Here is a 26281-nt window from a genome sequence, read left to right as displayed (position 1 = left end):
ACCCCCGAATCGTCCCGTGGCCGCTCTGGCGCGACTTTCTGGTCTCCGGAAACCCCGGCCCGGCTGGCGGGCCCGCGCAGCGCGCGGGGCGTTCGGGCCGCATCAGATGCCCCGCAGGCGTCTGCTAATCTCGCCGCCTCTCACCCGGCCCGGAATCACCGCCGCGCCCCGGAACCGACATGAACGCAACCGACCTTGCCACGGGCGATGCCCGTGCCCGCCCCGATTCCGCCGCCTCTGCAGCACCGTCGCCAGCCCGGGGAAAGCTGTACATCCAGACCCACGGTTGCCAGATGAACGAGTACGACTCGGCCAAGATGGCCGACGTGCTGGCCGCATCCGACGGGCTGGAGCTGACCACGATCGCCGAAGAAGCCGACGTGATCCTGGTCAATACCTGCTCGATCCGCGAAAAAGCGCAGGAAAAGGTGTTCAGCCAGCTGGGCCGTTGGCGCGCCCTCAAGCAGGGCGACCGCCCGGTCCTGATCGGTGTCGGCGGCTGCGTGGCTTCCCAGGAGGGGGCTGCCATCGTGAAGCGAGCACCGTACGTAGACCTGGTCTTCGGGCCGCAAACCCTGCATCGCCTGCCCGAACTGATCCGCGCGCGCCGCGCCTCCGGCCAGCCCCAGGTCGACATCAGCTTTCCCGAGATCGAGAAGTTCGACCGCCTGCCCGAACCGCGCGCCGAAGGTCCGAGCGCGTTCGTGTCGATCATGGAAGGTTGCAGCAAGTACTGCAGCTTCTGCGTAGTGCCCTATACCCGTGGGGAGGAGGTCAGCCGGCCGTTCGAGGACGTGCTGGTGGAAGTGCTGCAGCTGGCCGCGCAGGGCGTGCGCGAGGTCAACCTGCTGGGACAGAACGTCAACGCCTATCGCGGACCGATCGCGCCCGTGGATGACGGATCCGGGGCCGGCGTCGCCGACCTCGCATTGCTGATCCGCGCGATCGCCGAGATCGAAGGGATCGACCGGATCCGTTTCACCACCTCGCACCCCCTCGAGTTTTCCGACGCGCTGATCGACGCCTACCGCGACGTGCCCAAGCTTGCGAACTATCTGCACCTGCCGGTGCAGTCCGGCAGCGACCGGATCCTGGCGGCGATGAAGCGCGGCTACACCACGCTGGAGTTCAAGCAGAAGATCCGCAAGCTGCGCGCGGTGCGGCCCGACATCTCGATCTCGTCCGATTTCATCGTCGGCTTTCCCGGCGAAACCGACGCCGATTTCGAAAAGACCATGCAGCTGATCGAGGACGTCGGCTTCGACCAGAGCTTCAGCTTCATCTATTCGCGCCGGCCCGGCACGCCGGCCGCGGACCTTGAGGACAAGGTTTCCAGCGAGGAGAAGCATGCGCGCCTGTCGCGGCTGCAGGCGCATATCAACGCACACGCGGCCGGGATCTCTAATGCGATGGTCGGCAGCGTGCAGTCGGTATTGGTGGAAGGACCGTCCAAGAAGGACGCGAACGAGCTGACCGGCAAGACCGAGAACATGCGCTCGGTGAACTTCGCCGGACCGAAGCGCCTGATCGGCCAGTTCGTCGATGTCGTCATCACCGAGGCGATGAGCAATTCCCTGCGTGGGCGCGTGGCGGCACAGCGCGGGGCCTGATGGCGGGAATCACGATCCGCGGCACGTCATGAAGCGCCGCGGCTGGCTCGCGCGCAATGCGCTAGGACTGTGGTTCCTCGCGATCGCAGCCCTCGGTTTCATGCGCTGGTGGATGAAGGTGGCGCGCGAGGACGCCGCCGCGTTCGCGCCGGATGTCGCGCTGTGGCTGGCCGGCTCGATCGCGATGGCTGCGATCGGCCTCATCGCGCTATGGCGTAGCCGCTGAGCCAGCCTTGCCCGCTTCGTAGACCGGCTTGCCGTCGACGTAGGTCGCACGCACGCTGAGAGTGCGCAACTGTCCCGGCGGAACCGACAGCGGATCCTCGCCCAGGATCACGAAGTCGGCGCGCTTGCCGGGCTCCAGGCTGCCCACTTCGCCTTCGGCGAAACCGGCGTACGCGGCGTCGAGGGTGAAGCCACGCAGGGCCTCTTCCGGGCTCAGCTTTTCCTGCGGGCGCCAGCCGCCCGGCGGATTACCGTCTGCATCGGCACGCGTGGTCGCGGCATATAGGCCCAGCCTCGGTTCGACCGATTCGACCGGAAAATCCGACCCCAGCGCCAGCCGCGCCCCGCTGTCGCGCACCTGCCGCCATGCATAGGCGCCGCCAATCCGGTCCGCTCCGAGCCGGTCTTCGGCCCAGGGCATGTCGCTGGTGGCATGGGTCGGCTGCATCGATGCGATCACGCGTAACTGCGCGAGCCGCGGCAGGTCCTGCGGCGCCAGCACCTGCGCATGTTCGATGCGCCAGCGATGATCGCCCGCTGCCTGCTCGCCGAGCACCTGCTCGTACACGGCGAGGACTTCGTGGTTGCCGCGATCGCCGATCGCATGGGTCGCCACCTGCACGCCGCAGCGGCTGGCCTTGCCGGCCGCAGCCAGCAGTTGCTGCGGCGACATCACCATCAGGCCGCGATTGCCGGGATCGTCGCTGTAGTCCTGCAGCAACGCGGCGCCGCGGCTGCCCAGGGCGCCGTCGGCGTACAGCTTGACCGTGCGCATCTGCAGCCGGCCGGACGCATGCCGGTACCGACCCGTGCGACAGAGTTCTGCCAGCGCCTGGTCGTCGCCATCGGCCATCGCGGTGATGCGCAGGGGCAGCGCGCCGCGATCGGCCAGGCGCTGATAGGCGCGCAGTTCGGCCAGCGGCACGCCGGCGTCGTGCACACCGGTGAGGCCGGCGGCGACCGCGGCCTGCATGCCGAGCGTCAGCATGCGCTCGACCGTGGCCGCATCCGGAGCGGGACGAACATCGTCGACCAGCTGCATCGCCGCGTCGACCAGAATGCCGGTCGGCCTGCCCTGCTGGTCGCGCTCGATGCGGCCACCTTCCGGTTGCCAGTCGCCCTGCAGCTCGCGCTCGACCGCGCGCAACGCCGCGCTGTTGGCCCAGCCGGCGTGGCCGTCGACGCGGACCAGCCACACCGGTCGCTCGGGGAACGCGTCATCCAGATCGGCCGCCGTGGGGAACCGCCGTTCCGGCCAGTCGTTCTGGTCCCAGCCGTTGCCGACCAGCCAACCATCGCCGGGATTGGTCTGCGCGAACGCCTGCAGGCGCTGCACGACATCCTCTTTGCCGGCCGCGCCGATCAGGTCGGCGATCATCCGTGCTTCGCCCAGATCACCGACGTGGCCGTGCGCATCGATCAGGCCGGGGACGATGGTGCCCGCGCCGGCGTCGATGCGCGCGGCCTCGGGAAAGCGCGCCAGCAGCGCATCGGTGGTACCGAGCGCCAGGATCCTGCCCGCCTCATCGTAGGCCATCGCCTGCGCCTGGGGTTGATCCGGATCGACGGTGTGGATGCGCGCGGCACTGACCACGGTCACCTCGGCGGCCATCGCAACGCTGGATCCGGCCATCAGGGCGCCGGCCATCACGACGGAAAGCGGCAAACGCGGATTGGGCATGATCGGTACTCGTCGGCGAAGTCCGGACTCTGGGCAAAAACCCCGGCGCGGGCAAGGCAAAGACGGCCGCCCGGCTTCGGCCGAAGCCACGGCAATGCGCGGAGGGTGGCTGAGCGTTCCAACTCCGGCAGCCCGGCCGAAGCGAACCGCGGTCGGTTCAGGGACGCGACTGCCGGGTCCAGAGTGCGCGACCGGCGGCATCCTCGATCACCCACCAGCGACCGTCGGCCGACACCGCAATCGGCCGTGCGCCCTTGGGCCAGTCCGTGGGCGCCGCCGCCCCATCGGCGGGTACGGACATTCGCGGCGCCCGCAGCGATGGCCGCCGCAGCGGCGCGCCGGGGTCGGCTTCGGCATCGGACACGCCGGCCGGCACCGGGTCGGTCTGTTCGCTGCTTACGTTGCAGCTGGCATCCAGCCAGATCTGACGACGCAGCATGCCAGTGCCATCGGCGTGCGTGTATCCGGCGGCAACCGCTCCCTGCGCGTCGATGCCGAGCAGGCGATCCAGTTCGACATCGGCGCGGCAGGCCACGGCCCCGTCGCGCCAGAGCTGCGCGTCGCCCGCGATGACCCAGAGCGCGCCGTCCGGCGCGAAACCCACGTCGGTCACCCAGGCACCCACCGGGTGCCTGGACTCCGCATCCTGTGCCAGATCGAGCATGCGGATTTCCTCGCCGGCAGCCCAGGCCACGCGCGGTTGCGAAGGATCGAACGCCACCGCACCCGCACCCGGCAGCATCCGCAAGGGAGCGGCGATGGATGGCGCATTCGATGCATCCGGGCGCGCTGCATCCACACCAGCGGATGCAGCTGCCTCCTGGGCGCTCGGCGAGGCGCTTCCGTCCGCGCCGGCGCAGGCCGCCAGGAACATGAGCACAGCCAGCGCGACCACTCCTGTGCGCCACAGGCGGGCGGGTCCGCGGATCGAATGCATGCGGTGTGCAGTCACGAGCCCGGATTCTGCCAGAGGATCGGCCGCGCGTCGGCCCGAGGCCTTCAGGGCTGCTGGCCGATGCCCATGCGGTCCCACACTGCTTCCAGTCCGCCCTGGCGCATGTTGCCGGCGAACTGACCCGCGTCGCCCGCGCCGAAGCCGGGGTGGTACTCCACGTGCGGACGGTCGGGATTGCGCCAGTTGCCGCCCCAGGTCAGTCCGTAGCCGTCGGCGATCTGGCCATAGCGCGTCCAGTTGCCGTTCTCGGGCCAGGACGGCTGTCCGGTGGGAGTGCTGAACACCAGGTCCACGGCCAGGCCGTAGTTGTGCCAGGACTGTCCGCCGCGCGCATTGGTCACGCGGTTGCCGGGCGCCGTGCGTCCCTGCGCGTACAGCGCGTCCTGCTGGGCGAAGGTGCGGTAGGCCAGGTCGGTCTGCATGTCCATGCCTTCCCGGCGCGCGCGCTCGAGCGTCTGCCTGACGCGATCGGCGAAATCCTGGTTGACGTTGGCATCGTCGAGCCGGCCGCGGCGATCGGCCGGATGCAGGTCCAGCATCGTTTGCAGCTCGCTGTTCACCTGTTCCTGCATGCGCACGCGGGCGCTGAGGTCGCTGTAGACGTTGCGCGGCTGCTGTTCGGTGCTGAGCTGGACTTCGCCGTTGTTGTTGATGGTGCCCGCCGGGCGCCCGTCGGCCCCGATGAGGGTGCCGTGATCGATCGTGTAGGTCTGCCCGGCGATGGTGAGCGTGCCCGCATCGGGCGAAAGCAGCGACTGCGTGGCCGCCGGGTTGACCCCCAGCGTCTGCGCCACGGTGCCTTCCACGTAGGCCGCGGTCGCGGCGTTGGGCGCGGCGGCAAACGCGTCCAGCGCCTCGACCCGCTGTTGGTCGCTGAGGTTGTAGCAGTTCAGATTGGCGCTGAGCTGGTCTAGGGCTGCGACAGCCTGCGGATTCGCTGCGAGCTCTGCGCGCAGTTCCTGTTCGCGGACGCTGGCCGCGCTGGTCTGCTCGCGCGCGAGCGATTCGCTGAGCGAAGATGTCTCGTTGCTGCGATCGGTTCCACCGACGCTGTCGACCATGGCGATATCCTCCGGAAGCCTTTCCAGATGCGCTCGGCGCAAGCCTGTCTTATAGCCAACGGCGAGCACGCCGCCCACCTGGGGCGCACCCTAGGTTCGTCATCAGTCGAGCCGTTTGCGGAACCGGCTGATCGCCAGGGTCATCATCACCGCAGTGAACGCGATCAGCGCCGCCACGTCGGGCCACAGTTCGGGCAGCCCCGCACCGCGCAGCATCACGCCGCGGATCAGGCGCAGGAAATGGGTCAGCGGCAGGACTTCCGCGAGCCACTGGATGACCCGCGGCATGCCGGCGAACGGGAACATGAAGCCCGACAGCAGGATCGAGGGCAGGAACACGAAGAAGCTCATCTGCATGGCCTGGAACTGCGACTGCGCCTTGGTCGAGATCATCAGGCCGAGGGTGAGGTTGGCGACGATCAGCAGCAGCGCGGCGACGTAGACATCCAGCACGCTTCCGCGCACAGGCACCTTGAACAGCCACAGGCCGAGCAGCAGCACCAGGGTGGTCTGGACCAGGCCGATGCCGACGTAGGGCAGCACCTTGCCGATCATCAGCTCGCTGCGGCTGACCGGCGTGGCGATCAGCAGCTCCATGTTGCCGCGCTCGCGCTCGCGCACGATCGACACGCCGGTGAACAGGACCATCGTCATGGTCAGGATCACGCCGATCAACCCGGGCACGATGTTGACGGCAGAACGGCGCTCCGGGTTGTAGAAGCTGACCACGGCGATCTGCCGGGCCGTGACTTCGCGCGCGCCCGTGGCGTTGGCAAGCGCAACGCTGTTGTCCAGCGGCATCTGCGCGAGCTGGATGGCGGCGCTCTGGACCACCGTGTCGCTGCCGTCGACCAGCACCTGCACCGCTTCGCGGCCGTCGATGCGGCGGCGCTCGAAGTCGGGTGGGATCACCACCCCCACGCTGATCTCGCCACGGCGCAGGCTGGCCATCAGTTCCTGCGGCGTGTTGACCGTTTGCGTCGGCGCGATCACGCCGGTGGCCACCATGTCCATCACCAGCGCGCGCGCGCCGGCCGTTCCTGCCTGATCGGCTATACCGGCGGACAGCCCGCGCAGGTTGAGGTTGATCGCATAGCCGAACAGCACCAGCTGCATGACCGGGATGCCGACGATCATCGCCAGGGTGATGCGGTCGCGGCGCATCTGCCGCATTTCCTTGAGCATGACGGCGAACAGGCGGCGGAAGTTCATGGCGACACTCCGCTGGGCGTGGGAGCTGCCTTGGCCGTGATCGGTCCGGGCTGCGCACCCGTTCGCGTAGAAGAGACTCGCGGCCAAGGCCGCTCCCACGGAGACCGCACGCCCGCAATGCCGATGTGCATGCTCATGCCGCCTCCCTGTCCGGCTCGCGCCCACGCGTGGCCGAGACGAAGACGTCTTCGAGATTGGGCTGCGACGCTGCGACTTCCGCCTGCAGCCCCGCCTGCCGCAGGGCGGCGTGGATGCGCGCGCCTGCATCGCCGTCGGCCGTGGTCAGGACGCGCAGGCTGTTGCCGATCTGGGCGACGCTGAGCACCCCCGGCAGACCGACCAGCGTCTGCTGCGCGCGGCGGGGCTGCTGCGCGAGCACCGAAACCGTGCGACCGGCCAGCGCGGACGTCAGTTCGTCCGGCGTGCCGTCGGCCACCAGCGCGCCGCGATCGAGAATGGCGATGCGGTGACAGCGTTCGGCCTCGTCCATGTAGTGGGTGGACACCAGCAGGGTGGTGCCGGCATCGGCCAGGTCGAAGAGTTTTTCCCAGAAGTCGCGCCGCGATTCTGGATCCACCGCGCTGGTCGGCTCGTCCAGGAACAGCAATTCGGGCTCATGGATCACCGCACCGGCCAAGGCGAGCCGCTGCTTCTGGCCGCCGCTCAGGGTGCCTGCGAGCTGTTTCTGCCGGTCGGCGAAATGGTATTGCTCGATCAGCTCGTCGATCCGCCGCCGGGCCTGCGGCTTGTCGAGCCCCTGCACCGCGGCGAGGAAGTCCAGGTTCTCGCGCACGGTCAGGTCCTCGAACAGCGAGAACTTCTGGGTCATGTAACCGATGCGCAGGCGCAGCGCGTCGGCCTGCTCGGGAATGCGCAGGCCGAGCACCTCGATCTCGCCTTCGCTCGGTGTCAACAATCCGCAGAGCATGCGGATGGTGGTGGACTTGCCCGATCCATTGGGGCCAAGAAAGCCGTAGACATGGGCCGTGGGCACGGTCAGGTCGACGTGGTCCACCGCGACCAGGTCGGCGAAGCGCTTGGTCAGGCCGCGCGCGCGGATTGCAATGGATTCTCCCGCTCCATCGGAGGATTCGTGCGCGATCGCGGGCTCCGGACGCGTCATCGGGCGCCCTCAATCCTTTCCCGGCTTGGCGGAAGTGGGTCCGGACGCGAACTCGACGCGCACCGGCAAGCCCGCCGGCAACTGCGCGGCGTCCTTACCCAGGGATATTTCAGCGAGATAGCTCAGGCGCGCGGCGTCCTCTCCGATCAGTGCGTAGTACGGCGTGAAGCTGGGCTCGCTGCGGATCATGCGCACCCGGCCCGACAGCACGGCATCGCGACCGTCCACGTGGACCTGCACGCGGTCGCCCACCTTGACGCTGGCGCGCAGGGGCTCGGGCACATAGATGCGCGCGTACGGTGCGTCGCCCACGAGCAGGATCGCCAGCGGTGCGCCGACCGGGGCCTGATCGCCCAATCGATAAGGCAGGCTATCGATGCGACCGGCGCGCGGCGCGACCACGTCGAGTTTGTCCAGCGTCGCCTGCTGCGCGACCACCTGCGCTTGCGCACCCTCGGCCGCAGCGCGCGCCTGCGCGATCTGCTCGACGCGCGCACCTCGCTCCAGCTGTTCGAGCACGGCCTGCGCGGCGCGGACCTGCGCTGCCGCATTGCCGGTGGCGGCCCGCGCGCGGTCGACATCGGACGCGGCGACCAGCTGCCGGCTTCCGAGCGGCTGCAGCCGCGCGTAATAGGCAGCGGCATCGCGTGCCTGCGCCTGCACTGCGGCGAGGTTGGCGCGTGCCTGGGCGATCTCCTCGCTGCGGGTACCGGCTTCCAGTTCGGCCAGGGCATCGCGCTGCCGCTGCGCCTCGGCTTCCGCCGCGCGGGTCTGCGCCTGGGTGCGGGTGCGTTCCAGGGTGAGCAACTTGGCGCCGGCCGCCACCTGCTGGCCTTCGCGCACGTCGATCGCGACGATGCGCTCGGCAGCGGGCGCCGGCAGGGCAACGCGATCGTATTCCAGGGTGCCGAGCGCCTGCGGCGGGTCCTCCGCACATCCGGCCATGACCACCACGACGACGACCGCAGTGCGCAGGAATTTCATGCAGATGCTCCGGTGTGCATATGGGTCAGCCGGCGCCGATGCCGCGATCGAGCAGCGCCAGCGTATGCAGGCGCAGGGCGTCGGCATCGAGGTCGTCGGCATCGAAGATGCGGCGCCAGATCGGCGCGCCGGCGGCGGGGAACAGGGTCAGCCCGACCAAGGACACCACCAGCAGGCGCGGGTCGAGATCCGGATTCAGCTTGCCCTGCGCCTGCGCGGCAGCGAAGCGCTGCGCCAGCAGCAGCGGCACCTGCGGCGCCATCCGGCCGACGAGAAGATCGCGCAGCGCGCCGCCCTCACTCAGGACCTCGCGCACCCACAGCGACGGCAGCCACGGATGCTGCACCACCAGCCGGCCGATGCCGATCACGAAGCGCGCGACCAGCTCGTCGACATCGTCGCCGGCCGCCAGCAGCGTCTCGCGCAGGCCGGCAAACAGCGGCATCAGCCGCTCCTCGATCACCGCATCCTGCAGCTGCGCCTTGTCGCCGAAGTAGTAATGCAGCAGGGCCGGGGTCACCTCGGCTTCGGTGGCGATGTCGCGCAGCGAGGTGGCGGCGATGCCGCGCACAGCGAAGCGGGCGACCGCCGCATCGAGCAGCCGCTCGCGCAGGTCGGGGCCTGCGGTGCCGGGGCCGCGCCCGGAGGGGCGGCCGCGGGTGCGTTGTCTTGCCGGGGTCTTGGCTGTGGCCATGACCGTATTTAATTATATGTTTAATTAAATTTCAAGCCGTTCACCTGCATTCGGCCGCAAGCGGCGGCTGGGTCGGTCCTACGAGGCCCCGGACAAGCCGGGCAGCCGTCGCCCCTCACGCAGGCACACAGCGAAGAACACGAACAGATCCAGGGTGTAACGCCTGAGCAGCCGCCGCGGTTCGCGCGCCAGACGGTACAGCCACTCCATCCGCCAGCGCCGTATCCACCCCGGCGCCCGCTCCACGTTGCCGGAGAGAAAATCCAGCAGCGCACCGACCCCGAACAGCACCGGTGCCGTCAGCGCCTCGCGATGGTCGAGGATCCACGCCTCCTGGCGCGGATTGCCGAGCGCCACCAGCACGACATCCGGTCGCACCGCGTTGATCCGCGCCACCAGCCCGTCGCCGGCCGCGGTGAATTCGTCATACCCGTCGCAACTGCCGACGACCTGCTGCCCCAGTGATTCGGCCAGGTGCCGCCCTGCCCGCTTGGCCACGCCCGGCGCGCTGCCGAGCAGGAAGAAGCGCAGCGGCCGCGGGCTGCACGCGCACAGGTAGGGAACGAAGTCGGTGCCGTTGAGGTTTTCCGCAAAGCGACGGCGGTGCACCAGCAGGGCGGCCAGATCCATGCCGATGCCATCGTTGACCACGCGCACGGACGGCGCCAGCAACCGCGGCCGCAGCGCACGGCACTGCACCACGAAGTTGGTATTGGCGAAGAACACCTGACGCCTGGCGCCGCCTTCGCAGGCTGCGAGCACGTCGCGCGCAAGCACCTCGCGTGCCAGCGAATGCACCCGATACCCGCCGAGCGTCAGCGGCGCCTCAACTTCGGCAGGCGCAGGTCCCGCCACGGTCGCGCCGTCCCGCACCGGCGTCACCACAGGTCGTAAGGGAACGCGGCCATCAGCGCGTCCTGCAGCCCGGCCAGATCGAAAGCAGCGTTGCCGCCGAGTGATCGGCAGGCTTCGACGGACTCGCCGGCATGCCATTCGCTGCGGCCGGTGCCGCGGTAATAGTCGTCATACTTGAAGCGGTGCTCGCCATTGCCGCTGTCCAGGTACACCGCGGGGATGCCGTAGGCCTCGGCCAGGATCACCCCGTGCAGCGAGCTCGACACCACCAGGTCGGCGCCCAGTAGCGCGCGCACGAAGGCCAGCGGCTTGCACGTCGGAAGCACCAGGTGATCGCGATAGGCCGCGTACTTGTCCGGCGATTCGTTGAAATGCGGCACCACCGCGAACGCCTTGCGCGAGCCGGTGCCAACCAACTCTCCCGGGAAGAACCGCGGCATCAGCAGCGCCGGGTCGCCGTAGATCTCGGGCACGGCGATACCGCGCGCCTGCAGGTAACTGCGCGTCAGCGGGCCCCGCACTGCGCGTACGTCGAGCCTGCGGAACTGGTGGCGATCGTCGTCGATCTTGCCGTTGATGCCGCTGCCCCATACCGCCTCGCCATCACGGGCGTTGTGCAGCACCGAGCCGATCGAGAACAGCCGGTGGCGCCGGTCGCGCTTGTCGATCAGGTCAAGATCGCGCAGGCCAAGCATCGCTTCCACGATCACTTTGGCAAGGTAGTCGCCGACATTGATCGCGCCGTTCTTCGGCCGCCACCAGTACATGGCGCGCTGTTGCTCGCGTTCGATCCAGGCCTTGAGTATCGACACCGGCGCCCCCTCAGCCCGCATGCCGCATGCGCGCAGCTGCGATGCGCGTGTCGGGAAACGCCGCGGGGTCGAGCAACCGGTCGACGGTCTGCGCCCAGTCCAGCGGCCGACGCGAGCGCACGCGCGGAGCGGCGAGCGCGCGGCGCACCGCGGAGGCGATCGATTCGGCGTCGCCCGGCGCATAGCCGAAACGCGAGGCGTAGCCGCCGACGATCGCCTCCGGACAGATCGCCGGCACCCCGAAGAAGTCGTACTGCAGCAGCTTCAGCGAACTGTCGGCGAGGTATGCCGGGAGCCGGGCCGAGGCATACGGCGCGATGCCGAAGCGCGCGTGCTTGATGTAACGCAGGGTTTCGGTATGCGGCATCTCGCCATAGACGCTCACGTTGTCGCCATAGCCAGGCTGGCGGCCGTACCCCGACCCGATGACATGGAAGGCGATCTGGGGGAATGCACGGCTGGCGGCCGCGATCGCTCCGGGATCGAACAGCATCGAACCCACCGACACCGCGTGCACGCCATCGGCATATGGCGATGGATCGCCCTGCTCCGCCAGTGCCGGATCGATCCCGTGACCGATGTGGTAGACGTTGTCGCGGCTGGCGATCTCGGCCGCCATCGTCGGCGAGACCAGCGCGATCGCATCCATTGCAGGCGCGATCCGGGCCAGGGCGCGCGCGACGTAGTCGGCGCTGTCGATGGCCGACAGGCTGTCGGAGGCGCGGTAGATCAGCCTGGCCTGCGGATTGGTGCGCCGCGCCAGCTCGATGAACACCGCCGCCGTACCGCTCTCGAACACGATCGTGTCGGCCTCGCGCATCCACTGGCGCAGGATCGCGGGCGGCCTGGCGGCGTAATGCCGGAACAGCCCGTCCTCGAATGGACGCAGCCAGCGGCGGCGGGTGTTGAATGGGTGCAGCGTGGTCTTCCACAGGAAACAGTCGACGCCGCGATGGCGGACCACGGTGTTGGCGCTGGCGTCCAGGGGCAGGCGGATGTCGCGTTTCCACTTCGACAACCGGCTGTAGCGTAGCGAAAAGAAACGGGTCGGACCGCGACGGGCGAGCTCGGCGGCAATGGCATGGATGCTCGCGCGCCGCGGCGTGCGGTAGTCGTGCGCCGAGAGCACCAGAAATCCGCCGCTGCGAGGTACGACGTACGCGGCCGGTTGCGGGATTACGGCAGTAGCGGTGGCGGTGCCTGCGCCCATGGTCCGGCTCCTCGTCGATGCGATCGTCATCCGCTGCGCGCCGTGCGCAGCAGGGTGTGGGTCTGCAGGATGCCGGCGACGTCGCGCCGGAACCCCGGCCACAGCGCACACACCGCCGCGAACGTCGCCGCACCGGCGGCGGCGCCGAGCGCCAGTTTCATCGGCAGCGCTGTGGCCCAGTGCGCAGCGGTCCCATAAGACACAACGCCGCACAGCGCATAGCCGGCGATCGCGCGCATGCCGTTCCCAGCCATGCCGCGCACCGGCGCATCCGAAATCCTTCCCAGCCACCACAACGCGAGCGGCCAAGACAGGGCGCTGCCGACGGCGTAACCCATCGCGACGCCAAGCGCGCCCCACTGCGCACCGGACGCGATGCAGGCGATCACCAGCGTGCGGCTGATCACGGCGTAACGCAGCTGCGAAGCGGTCAGGCCCTTCGACATGAACACCCAGTACGCGGCATAGCCGGCCGACTGGAACACGGCGCCCACCGCGAGCGCCTGGAACATCGGCACCGCCTCCGCCCAGCGCGCGCCGAGCGTCAGCACGATCAGCGGCTCGGCCTGCGCGCAGGCGAATGCGAACACCGCGATCAGGAAATGCATCAGCGCCGCCTGCCCGCGCAGCAGAAACGCTGCGTATCGGGCGGGATCGCCCTGCAGCCGCGACAGCACCGGCAGCGCCACCGAGGTCGCCGGCGCGTTGAGCTGGGTCAGCGGCATCGCCACCAGCGCGAACGCGCGGTTGTACAGACCCAGTGGCGCCGCGCCCAGACGATTGCCGATCAGGATCTGGCCGACGTTGTTGCTGAACCAGGCCAACAGCTGCGAGGCCATGACGTTGCCGCCGAAGCGCAGGAAGCTGCGCACCTCGGCATCGCGCTTCGGCAGGCCGGGCAACCAGCGCGCTGCGGCGACCATCACCGCGAGGATCATCGCCGCCTGCACGATCTGCTGCACGACCAGCGCCCAGTAGCCGTAACCGGCCAGCGCCAGCACGACCGCCACCGCCAGCCCCGCCAGCTGCCCACCGACTTCGGCCGCGGTCAGCCGCTTGAAGCGCAGCTCACGGGTCAAGTGGGCGCGGTACTGCGTGGTCAGACCGTTGAGCAGAAAGGTCAGCGCGATCGCCTGCGCCAGGCCGCGCAGCAAGGGCTCGCCATAGAACGCCGCGATCCGGCCGGCCATCAGGAACACGACCAGGGCCAGCACCAGCCCGATCGCGGTGTTGATCCAGAACAGGTTGTCGCGCTGCCCGCGGCTCAGGTGCCGCGCCTGGATCGCCGCCGAGGACAGGCCGAAGTCGCGCAGTACCTCGCCGACTCCGACGATCGCCAGCACCATCGTCACCAGGCCGTAGTCGCGCGGCGTGAGCAGACGCGCCAGCAGGATGACGCCGCCAAACTGCACCGCAATCTTCGCCAGCTGTCCGCCCATGGTGACCAGCGCGCCGCCGGCCGCCATGCGTCCCAGCGACGGTGGTGTCTTGAGCTCGGATCCGCGCGCAGCCACCGTCAGCGCTCCTTCCACCGCTTTGCCGCACGCAACGCGCTGGCGTAGGTGGCGTGATGCTGACGGCCGAGCTCGGGCCAGTCGCGCCGCGAAAGGTCCGGAAGCCCTGGTGGCGTGGGGATCCGCAGCGCTTCTGCCAGTGCTTCTGCATCGAGCACATCCTGATAGAGCCGCACCCAGCCGGGCCCGACTTCCTTGGCGAGGCGCGCATTGGCCTCGCTCCATGGCACCAGCACCGGTCGCGTCAGCGAAAGCGCGAGCAGCAGGGCGCCGGAGTTGTGCATCTGCCGGTACGGCAATACAACCAGCTGCGCCTCGCCGATCTCGCGCGCCAGCACGCCATCGTCGACGTAGCGCAACAGCGCGCTGACCCGCGGATCGGCATCGCAGGCCGCCTGCACCTTCGCGCGCATCCGGTCCGAAGCCGGATTGCCAACGACGCGCAGCGTCGGCGATCTGCCGGGCAATGCGGAATCATGCAATGCGCCGAATGCCTCCAGCAGCGCCTCCACGCCCTTGTACGGACGGATCAGGCCGAAATACAGCAGCCGACCCGGCACCGTGGGCGGAATCGGCCGCGCCGCAAACCAGTCGCGATAGTGCCCGTGCAGGATCGTGTCGGTCGCCTCGCTGCCGTCGTCGCCGGCGGCGTTGATGCAGATCCGGCGTCTGGTCAGGCGGTCGAGCCCACGCAGCAGCAAGCGCTCCGTCCATCCACCGCCCTCATGCGGCTGCAGGTTGTGCAGGGTGCGTACCACGGGCGTGCCCGTCGCCCACAGCCGCAGCAGCAGCGCGCCCACGCCTAGCCGCTTCAGCAGCGCGCGCAGCCGGTTGGGATGGCGCAGCAGATACTCCGGCCAGTGCACATGGAACAGGTCGTAGTGCGCGAACAGCGCGCTGCGCAGCGAGTAGTACCTGGTTTCCACCTCCCGCGGCAGGGCTGCAACCAACTGGCGGAGGTAGGGATTGGTCGTTTCGTCCGGGGGCGGGATCGACTGCAGCACGACAATGCGCGGCATGGCCGCCCGCACGTCGGTCATCGCGTGCGCCGGCATCATGGCGACGCCCCGTCCGGCTGCGCATTCGGGTCAGGCCGCGCCAACGCCGCCCGATACTCCGCCAGATAGGCGGCAACCGCGTGCCGCCACTGGTAGCGGGCGGCGTGCCGCATCGCGCGCTCGCGTCGAGCCGCATGGCCTTGCTCTGAAATGTCCACAAGCCCGCGTACCGCGTCCGCGGCGGCGGGCAGATCGCCCACGTCCACCAGCGCGCCGAGTCCGGACTCGGCATGCAGCTTTGCGTAAGGCGGGATCGCGCTCAGGATCGGCACCAGTCCGCCGCTCATCGCCTCTATCGCTGCAATGCCGAAGCCCTCATGGCGCGACAGCGAGACGAAGTACTGCGCGCGTGCAAACAACTCCGCCAGTCGCGACTGCGACGGTGCATGCACGATCTCGACCGCCGGCTGCAGTCCGCGTGCCGCGACCCCCCGCTCCAGATCGGCGCCACTCAGGTCGAATTCGCGTCCTGCCAGCAGCAGCCGCCAGTCGGTACCGTCGCCGCGCAAGGTCTCCAGCAGGTCGAGGGTTTCGATCAGGCCCTTGTTGACCGACCAGCGACCGAAACTGAGCAGGGTCCGCCCCGGCGCCGCACTGCCGAGGCCCGCGAACTTGTCCACGTCCACGCCGTTCTCGATCACCCGCAACCGCTGGGCCGGGACCACGCGCGCGAACAGGTCGCCGTCGTTCTGACTGGTGGCAATGATGCGCCGGTAGGCACGCGCCGACGCGCGAGTCACCGTGCCGAACCAGAACCGCTTCAGTGCCGACGCGTAATTGGTGTGGAAAAACCCGCCATGGGTGGAGACGATCATCGGCTTGCCGTGCACGACGGCGGTCGCGGCCAGGTAGTCGTAGAAGAAGTCGATGCCGTGCACGTGGATCAGATCGGCGTGACGCACTGCAGCCAGTGCGTGCGGGCACAACGGGTAGCGGGACGAACCGATGTACGACAGGCGCCGCACCGGCACGCCATCGTACAGATCGCTGCCCGGCAGACGGTCGCCATCGCCGCGGAACAGGCGGTCGAGGGTGATCACTTCGACCTCGTCGCGACCTTCGGCCAGGTGGCGACGGGCGATGTTCGCCACGACCTCCTCGATTCCGCCCACGGAAGGGTGGAACTGGCGGACCACGTGCACGACCTTCATGCTCGCGCCTCGCGGAAGCCGGCGCGCAGGCCCAGTGCCCACGGCGCCCAGCCGACCAGCAGCGCCCGCATCGGCACGCACAAGGCCAGCGCCAGCAGCGATACCAGCACCGCCCAGGCCGGCCCGGGCTTGCCGCCGTCGAACAACCCGGTCAGCGACGCCACCCCCGAGAGCACGAAGAACACCGGCATGTGCGTGCACAGGATCAGCAGGGTGTTGCGGCCGATCCACTGCAGCGCCCTCACCCGCACCAGCGCCGCCGACGCGGACAGCAGCAGCGCGGTGCCGAGCAGCGCAGCGCCAAAGAACATCCAGCCCGATGCGCCGAAGCGCAACTGCACAATGTCGACGCGGCCGTTGAACCAGGCCAACGCCGCCCATGACAGCAGCAGCGCAGTCGCGCTGGCCGCGGCCAGCGGCGTCCACCGTGGCACCTGGACCCCGGCACCCGCCGCACCGACCGCGTAGAACGCCAGCGCCACCGGCAGCACGTCGAGCGCGAACGGCAGGCGGATACCGACCTGCGGGAACCATGCGATCCATGCCAGTCCGGACGCCAGCGACAGCAGCGCCAACGCCCGTGGCGGCAACACGCGCCGCAGCAGTGCATACGCCAGCACGGTCACGAACAATGCCGGCAGGAACCAGAGCGCCGGATTCACATAAAGGTGCGGGCCGATGCCGCTGACGAATCCGGACAACGGATCCCACCACGGCACGTCGCCCCAGCGCTGCGCCTTCTCTCCGATGTCGCGGGTCAACAGCCAATAGGCATATGCGGCGAAAAAGAACGCCGCATACGGCAGCAGCAGCGAGCGCGCCAGCCGCATGGTGAGCGCACGCGGTTCATCTCCGGCACGGCGCGCGGCGAACCAGCCCGACAGGACGAAGAACGCGGGTACATGGAAGCTGTAGACCGCGGTCGCGAACCAGGCTGGAATACCCTTGGCGTGCCCGAGTACCACCAGCACGATTGCTACGGCCCGCGCAGCATCGATACGTGCATCGCGCACTGCGGGCGGGCGTGACGGGCTCACGGCGCGGGGCATCGCGGGGGCCTGTGCGATCGACACGACGCGGCAGCCCGGCTCAGGCCCGTGCCAGCGCATGCAACGCGCCATCGCGTGCGGATCGGTCCTCGATCCAGCGCCGCGCCGCCGCAACCCGCCCCACCTGCACCTGCCACAGGTAGCCGCAGGCGAACCACCACAGCGCGCCGGTCTTGATCGAGAAGTAGCTGTTCGACACCAGCAGGCTGAGCGCGAACGCGAAGATGAAGAGGTTCTTGAACAACTGGCCGTGCGTCGTTGGCATCCGCAGCAGGAACGCATACCCGACCAGGAAGGCCAGTACCGTGGCCAGCGACTGCGATGCGATGAAGTACGCGATGCCGCTGTCGGAGTAGGTATACGGCGCTCCGAGGTCCAGCCCCAGCCATGCGCGCGGCGACATGTTGCTCAGCGCGTCGACGGTCACATAGATCCGCCCAAGCAGCGTGTCCTCGTACGCCTCGACGCCCGCCAGCCGCACCAGCAGCCAGCCGCCCGCCACCACCCCCATGAACACCAGCATCGACAGCGACTGGTCCAGTCGCCGGAACAGCGGCGCGAGTACCAGCATCATCAGGCAGGTCGCCGTGGCCAGCCGTCCGTCCGATGCGATCAGCAGGAACAGCACCACCGCCAGCGACAGGACCTGACCACCCACGCCCAGCGCACGGCGGAAGGTCAAGGCCACCGCGGCGAAAAAGATGATGAAGTTCCCCATCGTGACCGGCTCGACGAAGATCGACGACGCCCGCGGCAGCGTCATGCCGGCCAGCCAGATCCGCTCGCCCGGACGCGTGGCATTGACATTGAGGTTGCTGTCCGGGTTCCAGAAATCCTCCTCGACCGCGCCGCGGGTGTTGATGAAGTAACTGCGCGGGTCCGCCAGGTCGCCATACAGCGTCGGAAATGCCATCTCGAACGCCGCGACCAGCACCACGACCAGCGCCAGCCACAGCAGCAGTCGCGGCAGCGAGCCGCGATAGGCCGTGCCAAGCATCAGGAACGCGAACGGCACCAGCGCATCGCGCAGAAACTTGAGGTCGACTTCCCACAGCACCAGGGTGCGCGCGAGGTTGAGCAGCACGAGGCTGCCGATCCCGGCCAGCACCAAGGCCATGCCGTTGCGATCGAGGGTACCGACGCCGAGCAGGAAGCAGCCGGCATAGGCGACCAGTTCCGCGGCGTACGCTGCCGACGGACCGATCGCGAACAGCTGCGCGTTGACGATGGCCAGCAGGAAGTTGTAGCCCACCGCGAACAGCAGCAGCAGCGCCGCGATCCGGTTGCGCCAGGCGTCGCCCGGGCTCATCGGCACACGGACTCGGAAGCGGGACCTGTGACCGAAACCCGGAGCACACACGTCGTTGGCCTGCATCCCCGCACGAATCGGAGCCGACTCAATAGGCCCCCTTCTGGCCAAGCACCTTGACCAGGGTCATCGCCATGATCTTGATGTCGAACCACAGCGACCAGCGGCGGATGTAGTCGAGGTCGTACTGCACCCGCTTGCGCATGTCGCGCAGCATCGGCGTCTCGCCGCGGAAGCCATTGACCTGCGCCCAGCCGGTGATTCCCGGCTTCACGTAGTGGCGCTGCGCATAGCAGTTGATCAGCGCCTGATAGTGGCGATTGTGCGGGATCGCATGCGGACGCGGGCCGACCAGCGACATGCTGCCACCGAGCACGTTGAACAGCTGCGGCAGTTCGTCCAGGCTGGTGCGGCGCAGGAACGCGCCGACCCGTGTCACCCGCGGGTCCTGGCGTGTTGCCTGCGTGACTTGATGCTCGCCTTCGCGATGCATGCGCATCGAGCGGAACTTCAGCATCTGGAATTCCCTTCCGGCGCGCCCTTGCCGGCGCTGGCGGAAGAAGACCGGTCCGGGCGAGTCCAGCTTGACCGCGATCGCGATCGCGATCATCACCGGGGCAAGTCCCAGCAGCGCGACAAACGCCAGGCAACGGTCGACGACCGCCTTGAACACCAAAAACTGGCTCTCGCGTCCGACGCTGCCCTGGCGCAGGCTGATCACCGGCACGTTGCCGAGCTGCTCGCCGGCCTGGTTGAGCATCGAGATCTCGACCAGGTCGGGAATCAGCTTGATCTTGATCGGCGTATGTTCGAGCTGGGACAGCAGCGGCTTGATGCGGCTCAGCTTGTCGAGCGGCATCGACACCCATACCTCTTCGACGCTCTCGTCGGCGAGGAATGCCGGCAGGTCGCGCAGTTCGCCCAGACAGGTCATCTCCGAGCTTTCGCCCACCGCCATGTCGTCGCGGGTGCGGAAGTAGCCAAGCAACCGCATTCCGACCCATGGGTTCTGGCGCAGGTAGCGCTGGATACGCACGACCGGGGGCCGCAGCCCCACCACCACGATGCGCTGCACGTCGACCCCGTGGCTGCGCAGGCCGTGGAGCAGACTGCGCACCAGCGTGCGCGACAGGGCGAGCAGCACGAATCCCCCCGCAAACCACATCCCGACCCACATCCGCGACACTTCGTGCCCGACCTTGAGGATCAGCGCGTAGATCGAGAACAGTGCGAAGGTGCCGCCCCAGGCGGCGCCCAGTACCGCGATCTCACGCAGCAGCCCGAGCCCCCGCCAGCTGCGGTACAGCGGCAATGCGTTGAAGCAGATCACCGCAAACAGCAGCGATGTGCCGATGACGAGGCGGTAATCGGCGCCTGGCATCCAGCTGCCGGAACGGAGCCGATAGGCGATGAGGGCCGCGCCCAGGACGACGATCATGTCCGAGATGCGCAGGAACACATCGGCAGCAGCCGAGTATTTCGAAAGCAGCCGCGGGGACGCACCCGCGAGGCCTGCGTTGAGGTTTGCCAGCAGCATGTGCGTTGTTCGCAACCAAGCCGGCATGCAGGAGGTGGGGGAACATCCGCATGACCGTACTGTTTGCCACCTTGCCCGCGTCCTCTCCGATGCCCTCCCGTACCGGCCCCGGATCACGGCAAGTCGTTTTCGTTTCCACTGGAAGTTCTGTCGCGGCGCCATGCGACGAAGCGCATGCCGCGCTTGCGTTGTGCTCAGACCATGTGCACTCCTTTACGCGATGGTGCATTGCACCATAACCCATTTTTCTGAAGGTTTTGCGTCGTTGGGCGACTTGTTTGAAGGTTCAGCCCATCAACATGCGCGAGTGCTGGCGATGTTCCATTTTTTCTGCGACCAGATACTCACACTGCACCCACACCGGGCGCGCGCAGGCATCCACCGGAGCCATGTTCGCGATGCCGAAATGCGCGGCCCGCCCGAATTCACCGCCGGACCCGCACGACATGCGCGAACAACGCAGCGACCACGCCCCCGAACAATCCGAACAGCAGGGCCAGTGCCAGGTTGAGTGCGATCCGCGGCGAATCCGCCTTCCCGGGAACGTCCGCCGGGTCGACCACGGCGATGTTGTTCGCCCCGACGTTGCCAACCACGCCGACTTCCTTGAACCGCTGCAGCAAGCCGTCGTAGAGCTGGCGATTGGTATCGACCTCGCGCTTGAGCATGTTGTAGCGGATGCTGCGGTCCTGTAGTTCCAGCTCATCGGTCTTGAGGCTGTCGATCCGGGCCTCGAGCATCTGCTCCTGCAGGCGGGCCGCCTCGTACTCGGCCTCGATCGAGGCGCGGACCCTCGCGACCTCGGCCGTGATCTGACGATCGGCTTCGCCGATCCGCCCGCTGAGCCGCTGCATCTCCGGGTAGTCAGGCTTGAACGTCGGCAGTTTCTGCTGGTATTCGGCGCTGAGCTGCAAACGGCTCTGCTCCAGGCCCTGAACCAGCGGATTGGACACCACCTGGGGCAGTGCCCTGCCGTTGCCACGCTCGGCCTGCCGCCACGCCGCCTCTGCCTTGATCCGCGCATCCTGCGCCGATGCAAGCAGTGCATTGAGCTCGGCCAGGTTCTGCGCGGGCAACGATGGCTTGTCGTCGCCCACCGAGACGATCCGCTCCGCGCCGGCGAAGGCGACGAAGCGCCGTTCGGAATTCTGCAGCCGCTCGCGCTGCTGGGCGAGCCGGGTCGCGAGATATTTGGTGGCGAAGCTGGACGCCTGCAGGCGGCGATCGAGGTTGCCGGCGATGAACTCGGCAGCGTACGCGTTGGCGACGCGCGCAGCCAACTGCGGATCCGGCGAGCTGAAGTGCAGTCGCACCAGCCGGGAATTGCGCACCGGTTCGACCTGCAACGCGGCCAGCACCGCCGGCACCAACGCGCGCTCGACGGCCGCCTGGCGCTGGGCGGAACCGGCCCGGGCACCAAGCTTGTCCAGCGTTTCCTCCACCAGGTCCGCATACGCCGGTTGGGTGGCGAGCCGCGCCCTGCCGATGACCCGACGCGCGAGGGTGCGGCTCATCAGCAGCTCGTACTGGGTCTGGTAGAAATCGCGGTCCATCGGCGATTCGGCCGGCAGCAGGTCCTGCATGTCCACCACCTTCAGCGGTTCGCGCTGGATCTGCAGCGTGGTGGTGGCGCGGTACTGCGGCGTCATCATCAGACTCGCGAACAATGCGAGCGCCACCGCCATCGCCGCGACCAGCAGGACCAGCCACCAGCGGCGCAGGATCGCGCCCATATATTCGGCCAGATGGCTCTCGGCTGGCGCGTCGTAGAGTTCGCGCTGCGCGGCGCGGGTACGGCGGTCGTCGCTGGTCATCGGTATGCGCGCCACACGGCCAGGAACGGGGTGAGCTCGACCAGGGTGCGCAGCACCGTCCGCACGCCCGAGACGTCGACGATCACGATGTCGCCGCCATGGATGTCGGGGTCGTCCAGCGCGCCTTCCTGGATCTGCTTGAGGTCGAAGCGCGCGAACACGCGCTTGCCGCCCACGGTACGGAAGACGATCACATTGCGCGGATTGGCCACGTTGGTGATGCCCCGGCTCATCGCCACCGCCTGTTGCAGGGTCAGGTGCGGCGCCTCCATCGGGTACACGCCCGGTTCGGTGACCGCGCCGCCGACCGTGACCCGCTGGGTCGGCGATTCCTGCAGCGACACCGTCACCTGCGGATCCTGCAGGTAGCGCTCGCGGTAACGCGCCGCGATCCGCTCCTGGAGGCGCGCGATGTCCAGCCCCGCCGCCTCCACGCTGCCGATCAGCGGCAGCGAGATGCGGCCGGCATTGTCTATGCGGATGTCGCGATCGAGATCCGGGATCTGGAAGACCTGCACCTTGAGCAGGTCTCCGGGGCCGAGCCGGTATTCGGGACGTCCAAGCGCGTCGCTCAGCGGATCGCCCGGCGGCAGTTCCTCGACCGGCGCGCTGCTCGCGCATGCGGCCAGCCCCAGCATGGCGACCGCAAGCAGCAGCGCCCGTATGGAAATCATCGGCAGCCTGCGCCGAAGGATGGTTGGACGCCCGGGGGACAGGGGCGATCCGCTGGCGTGGACAGGGCGCAATCGGGCAAGACGAACCTTCCTGGGGAAGCAGGGATATCGGATCCTGATGGGCCGCCTTGTCTGGCGGCGGATCCAGCACCAGAAGCGCCGCGGAGACGGCATGCAGCGACTTGTTCTTCTATGTATACCGCAGTGCAGCAAAATTTCCGCTGCCGCAGATTAAATCCAAGGTGAACCAAGCAAAGGTTGAGCGATGCATCACATCGGTCGGTCGTTGAAACGACTTCCAGGAGCCGTCATGCGACCATGACAACGCCGCTGCGGCGAATCTCATCGCTCCCGCGCGGCACATAAGATTTCACCTGCAACCAACGGCGCGTCCGCCACTTCAGTGACGACGGGCCTACCCAAGCCTCAGCCCTGGCGCCCCATCCGCCCAAGCGCAATGCCTGCATCCCCTGCCCAACGCGATTTCGCTCTCGAACCCGCCGACACCGAACGCCTCGCCAACCTGGCCGGACCGTTCGACGCCCACCTGCGCCAGATCGAGCTTCGGCTGGGGGTGGAGATCTCCAATCGGGGCAATGTCTTCCGGATTACCGGCCCCGAGGCCGAACCGGTGTCGCAAGCCGAGCAATTGCTTCGCGAGCTGTACGAGGAAGCCGAGGACGAGACGTTCGACGGCCATGCGATCAATCTGCGCCTGAACGCGGTCGGGAGCCGGGCCGCGGACCGCGCGGTCGATGGCGGATTCGTGCCGCAGGACGTGGCGATCCGGGTCAAACGCGGCACGATCCGCGGGCGTGGCCCGAACCAGCAGAAGTATCTGCATGCCATCGCGACCCACGACATCAATTTCGGGGTCGGTCCGGCCGGCACCGGCAAGACCTTCCTCGCGGTCGCGATGGCGGTGGATGCGTTGAACGAGTCCCGGGTGCAGCGGCTGATCCTGGTTCGCCCGGCGGTGGAGGCCGGAGAAAAGCTCGGATTCCTGCCGGGCGACCTGAGCCAGAAGGTCGATCCTTACCTGCGCCCGCTGTACGACGCCCTCTACGAGATGCTGGGCGTCGAGAAGGTGATGAAGCTGCTGGAGAAGTCGGTGATCGAAATCGCGCCGCTGGCCTACATGCGCGGCCGCACGCTCAACGACGCGTTCGTGATCCTGGACGAGGCCCAGAACACCACCATCGAGCAGATGAAGATGTTCCTGACCCGCCTGGGGTTCGGCAGCACCGCGGTGGTGACCGGCGACATGACCCAGATCGACCTGCCCCGGCACGTGAAGTCGGGCCTGAAGGATGCGATCGAGGTGCTGCGCGGCGTCGAGGGAGTCAGCTTCACCTTCTTCGAGGCACGCGACGTGGTCCGCCACCCGCTGGTGGCGCGGATCGTCAGCGCCTACGACGCACGCGATGCCAAAGACGCGCAGACCGGCCCGTAACCGGCATCGCGCGACGTTCGCCGTGCATCCTTCCCGAGTGACCGGCAGGACTCGGACCCACGCTACAATCGCCGGGTGACCAAGGGTCCCATCCGCCTCGACGTTTCCGTCAGCTACGCCACGCCGCGCGCCGGTCTGCCGTCGGCGGTGAGCTTCCGCAAATGGGTCGCGGCAGCGCTGGCATCGCGCATCCTCGAAGCCGATCTGGCGATCCGCATCGTCGGCGCCCGGGAAGGCCGTGCGCTCAATCGCCATTACCGGGGCAAGGATTACGCGACCAACGTGCTCAGCTTTCCCGCCGACATGGCCGAAGGCGTGAAGTTGCCCAAAGGCGTGAAGCTGCCGCTGCTGGGCGATATCGTGCTGTGCGCGCCGGTCGTGGCGAAGGAGGCGAAGGAGCAGAAGAAGCCCCTCGCCGCCCACTACGCGCACCTGACCGTGCACGGCGTCCTGCACTTGCTGGGCTGGGATCACCAGGACGAACGCGATGCCGACTGCATGGAAGCGCTGGAGCGCGAGATCCTCGCCGGCCTGGGTATCGAGGACCCGTACCTCTCCACTTGATCCCGTTCGTCGCAGGGTCGACAACGCCCAGAGTATCCGTCAAATCACACGGGAAGGCGGGCGGAATCTGCGTTCCCCCGCCTTCCCGGGCGCACAAATCCTGGCTATTCCGGGTGCGCCCCTGCCGTCAAAGGCAGTCGATCAGGCCGTCCATGATGGTTCTCGTCGAATTCGGCAGTGGCGCATAGAGCGGCTGGTCGCCCTGCAAGGCGTCGATGAACTGATCGATGGTGGTGCCTACGGCCAGTGGCGTGCGGCAACGCCAGAAACCGCGCTGCGAAACGCTGATGCGGCCGGTGTAGGGGTCGATCTCCTCGTTGCTGGCGGCGAAGATCCACGCGCACATGCCGACACGCCCGCTGGCCTGGTCGACCGAGCAGCGGAAACTCAGCGGCTCGATATTTGTGAAGTCGCCTTCGCAGAACGTGTCGCCGCAGATCTGATCGAAATCGCGCTTGAGGTTGATGCGCAGGTTGATCCAGCCCTCGTACTGGGCATCCGGCAAGGCGTAGCTGGAGACGTCGACATAGCTGGGGCTGGTCTGCGCCTGCGCTGCGAACGGCACCAGGGCGGCGAAGAGGGCGGCGAACGTGGCGGTAAAGAGCGAACGGGTCATATCAGTCCTCCATGACAGGGGTGAGTTGCGGGATGGTCCGCGGACGACACTGTGCCCGGACCGCCGGCCTTGCCCCATCGCCGATCTACCCGGCGACGGCTCGGATTTTTCCGATTCCGCACCGGACAGAACCGTTTCACCGACCGGCAACCGGTCCGCGATAGACTTTCCAGCGACGCCCGACGCGGGCGCCCCCAGCGCAGAGATGTCCGAGGACGACACTAGTTACAGCCCCAGCGAGCCCCAGGAACGTTCTGTCGAGAAGCCGCGCCGGTCCTGGCTCGACCGCATCAGTTCCGCGCTTTCCGGCGAGCCGAGTTCCCGCGAAGACCTGGTCGAACTGCTGCGCGATGCGCAGGCCGACGGCCTGATCGCGGCCGACACCCTGCGGATGATGGAGGGCGCGATCTCGGTTTCCGAGCTGAGCGTGGCCGACGTCATGGTGTCGCGCGCGCAGATGGTGGCCCTGTCGGCGGACGCGAAGTTCCTCGACCTGATGAAGCAGGTGGTCGACTCCGGGCATTCGCGCTTTCCGGTCCATGGCGAGGACAAGGACGAGATCCTGGGGATCCTGCTGGCCAAGGACCTGTTGCGCGGCGTGGTGGCCGACAACGGCCCGGGCAGCATCCGCGAGCTGCTTCGCCCGGCGGTGCTGATCCCTGAGTCGAAGAAGCTAAACGTGCTGCTGCGTGAGTTCCGCCAGTCGCGCAACCACATGGCCATCGTGATCGACGAATACGGCGGCGTGGCCGGGCTGGTGACGATCGAGGACGTGCTGGAGGAGATCGTCGGCGAAATCGACGACGAGCACGACGAGGCCGAGGACGTGACCAAGCTGATCGCCGCGCAGGCCGACGGGCAGTACGTGGTGGACGCACTCACACCGATCGCGGATTTCAACGAGCGTTTTTCGGCCGACTTCGACGACGACGAATACGACACCATCGGCGGCCTGGTGACCGCAGCCATCGGCCACCTGCCCGAAGCCGGCGAGGAGCTCACGCTGGGCCGGTTCGGTTTCCGCGTGGCGCGCGCGGATGCGCGCCGGCTGCATGCTCTGCACGTCAGCGTGCACAGCGATGGGTGATGCCATCGCGTCCTCCCCCGTGCGTGGGGGCAG

23 protein-coding genes and 1 pseudogene are annotated in these 26281 nt (G+C 68.1%); 5 read left to right on the top strand and 19 right to left on the bottom strand.

Features of this window, described 5'->3' with window-relative positions; genetic code table 11:
- Positions 1–257: 257 nt before the first annotated feature.
- Together miaB and MC380_RS01150 are read left to right on the top strand one after the other, a co-directional pair.
- Positions 258–1610 (top strand): annotated as a pseudogene (gene miaB, locus MC380_RS01155) (tRNA (N6-isopentenyl adenosine(37)-C2)-methylthiotransferase MiaB); the annotation flags it as partial.
- 28 nt (positions 1611–1638) lie between these two features.
- Complete coding sequence (locus MC380_RS01150; protein WP_242104497.1) at positions 1639–1836, top strand: hypothetical protein; 198 nt, start codon at positions 1639–1641, stop codon at positions 1834–1836.
- Here MC380_RS01150 and MC380_RS01145 read toward each other — a convergent pair.
- The 18 genes from MC380_RS01145 to MC380_RS01060 form a co-directional block, all read right to left on the bottom strand.
- Positions 1819–3516 carry an amidohydrolase gene (locus MC380_RS01145; RefSeq protein ID WP_242104498.1) on the bottom strand — a complete coding sequence of 566 codons (1698 nt, stop codon included), beginning with the start codon at positions 3514–3516 and terminating at the stop codon, positions 1819–1821. The genes MC380_RS01150 and MC380_RS01145 overlap by 18 nt on opposite strands.
- Before the next feature lie 157 nt (positions 3517–3673).
- A complete protein-coding gene (locus tag MC380_RS01140; protein WP_242162556.1) occupies positions 3674–4468 on the bottom strand; it encodes a hypothetical protein in 795 nt (264 codons plus the stop codon).
- 47 nt (positions 4469–4515) lie between these two features.
- The gene (locus MC380_RS01135) at positions 4516–5532 is read right to left on the bottom strand and encodes a M15 family metallopeptidase (protein WP_242162554.1); all 1017 of its coding nucleotides are present in this window, start codon (positions 5530–5532) and stop codon (positions 4516–4518) included.
- A 102-nt stretch (positions 5533–5634) separates the two neighbouring features.
- Complete coding sequence (locus MC380_RS01130; RefSeq protein WP_242162552.1) at positions 5635–6744, bottom strand: ABC transporter permease; 1110 nt, start codon at positions 6742–6744, stop codon at positions 5635–5637.
- Positions 6745–6877: 133 nt separating this feature from the next.
- A complete protein-coding gene (locus MC380_RS01125) occupies positions 6878–7804 on the bottom strand; it encodes an ABC transporter ATP-binding protein (RefSeq protein WP_242104647.1) in 927 nt (308 codons plus the stop codon).
- Positions 7805–7876: 72 nt separating this feature from the next.
- Complete coding sequence (locus MC380_RS01120; protein WP_242104502.1) at positions 7877–8851, bottom strand: HlyD family efflux transporter periplasmic adaptor subunit; 975 nt, start codon at positions 8849–8851, stop codon at positions 7877–7879.
- Positions 8852–8876: 25 nt separating this feature from the next.
- On the bottom strand, positions 8877–9545 hold the full coding sequence (locus tag MC380_RS01115; RefSeq protein ID WP_242104503.1) for a TetR/AcrR family transcriptional regulator: 669 nt from the start codon (positions 9543–9545) through the stop codon (positions 8877–8879).
- A gap of 78 nt (positions 9546–9623) precedes the next feature.
- Complete coding sequence (locus tag MC380_RS01110; protein WP_242162811.1) at positions 9624–10418, bottom strand: WecB/TagA/CpsF family glycosyltransferase; 795 nt, start codon at positions 10416–10418, stop codon at positions 9624–9626.
- Between the two features lie 5 nt (positions 10419–10423).
- On the bottom strand, positions 10424–11233 hold the full coding sequence (locus MC380_RS01105; protein WP_242104504.1) for a polysaccharide pyruvyl transferase family protein: 810 nt from the start codon (positions 11231–11233) through the stop codon (positions 10424–10426).
- Positions 11223–12422: a glycosyltransferase family 1 protein gene (locus MC380_RS01100; protein ID WP_242104505.1), complete on the bottom strand. Its 1200-nt coding sequence runs from the start codon at positions 12420–12422 to the stop codon at positions 11223–11225. The genes MC380_RS01105 and MC380_RS01100 overlap by 11 nt, the downstream gene beginning before the upstream one ends.
- A 26-nt stretch (positions 12423–12448) precedes the next feature.
- Positions 12449–13888: a lipopolysaccharide biosynthesis protein gene (locus tag MC380_RS01095; RefSeq protein ID WP_242162809.1), complete on the bottom strand. Its 1440-nt coding sequence runs from the start codon at positions 13886–13888 to the stop codon at positions 12449–12451.
- A 50-nt stretch (positions 13889–13938) separates the two neighbouring features.
- Positions 13939–14976: a glycosyltransferase gene (locus MC380_RS01090; RefSeq protein WP_242162550.1), complete on the bottom strand. Its 1038-nt coding sequence runs from the start codon at positions 14974–14976 to the stop codon at positions 13939–13941.
- A gap of 14 nt (positions 14977–14990) precedes the next feature.
- Positions 14991–16145 (bottom strand): glycosyltransferase family 4 protein, encoded by a 1155-nt coding sequence (locus MC380_RS01085; RefSeq protein WP_242162548.1) that lies wholly within the window; start codon positions 16143–16145, stop codon positions 14991–14993.
- Positions 16142–17182, bottom strand: coding sequence for an acyltransferase family protein (locus MC380_RS01080; protein WP_242104508.1), 1041 nt, complete (start codon positions 17180–17182; stop codon positions 16142–16144). Before MC380_RS01080 ends, MC380_RS01085 begins: the two co-directional genes overlap by 4 nt.
- Positions 17183–17234: 52 nt before the next feature.
- Complete coding sequence (locus MC380_RS01075; RefSeq protein WP_242104509.1) at positions 17235–18503, bottom strand: polysaccharide biosynthesis protein GumE; 1269 nt, start codon at positions 18501–18503, stop codon at positions 17235–17237.
- 88 nt (positions 18504–18591) lie between these two features.
- A complete protein-coding gene (locus tag MC380_RS01070; protein WP_242162546.1) occupies positions 18592–20040 on the bottom strand; it encodes an undecaprenyl-phosphate glucose phosphotransferase in 1449 nt (482 codons plus the stop codon).
- A gap of 425 nt (positions 20041–20465) precedes the next feature.
- Complete coding sequence (locus MC380_RS01065) at positions 20466–21869, bottom strand: GumC family protein (protein ID WP_242162544.1); 1404 nt, start codon at positions 21867–21869, stop codon at positions 20466–20468.
- A complete protein-coding gene (locus MC380_RS01060) occupies positions 21851–22528 on the bottom strand; it encodes a polysaccharide biosynthesis/export family protein (protein WP_242162542.1) in 678 nt (225 codons plus the stop codon). Before MC380_RS01060 ends, MC380_RS01065 begins: the two co-directional genes overlap by 19 nt.
- A 457-nt stretch (positions 22529–22985) precedes the next feature.
- Between MC380_RS01060 and MC380_RS01055 the strand changes: the two genes are divergently transcribed.
- Entirely contained in the window at positions 22986–23981 is a 996-nt protein-coding gene (locus MC380_RS01055) for a PhoH family protein (protein WP_242104512.1), read from the top strand.
- A 75-nt stretch (positions 23982–24056) separates the two neighbouring features.
- Positions 24057–24545, top strand: a complete 489-nt coding sequence (gene ybeY / locus MC380_RS01050) for an rRNA maturation RNase YbeY (protein WP_242104513.1) — start codon at positions 24057–24059, stop codon at positions 24543–24545.
- A gap of 127 nt (positions 24546–24672) precedes the next feature.
- On the opposite strand, the gene MC380_RS01045 is transcribed toward ybeY, so the two are convergent.
- Positions 24673–25161: a hypothetical protein gene (locus tag MC380_RS01045; protein WP_242104514.1), complete on the bottom strand. Its 489-nt coding sequence runs from the start codon at positions 25159–25161 to the stop codon at positions 24673–24675.
- A 205-nt stretch (positions 25162–25366) separates the two neighbouring features.
- Here MC380_RS01045 and MC380_RS01040 point away from each other — a divergent pair, with 205 nt between their 5' ends.
- Positions 25367–26248, top strand: coding sequence for a transporter associated domain-containing protein (locus MC380_RS01040; RefSeq protein WP_242162540.1), 882 nt, complete (start codon positions 25367–25369; stop codon positions 26246–26248).
- Positions 26249–26281 lie beyond the last annotated feature (33 nt).

Origin of the sequence: Lysobacter sp. M15 (genome assembly GCF_022662515.1) — a bacterium.
In the GTDB taxonomy this organism is placed as follows: Bacteria; Pseudomonadota; Gammaproteobacteria; order Xanthomonadales; family Xanthomonadaceae; genus JAKPBU01.
This window is presented reverse-complemented; position numbering and strand designations above follow the sequence as displayed.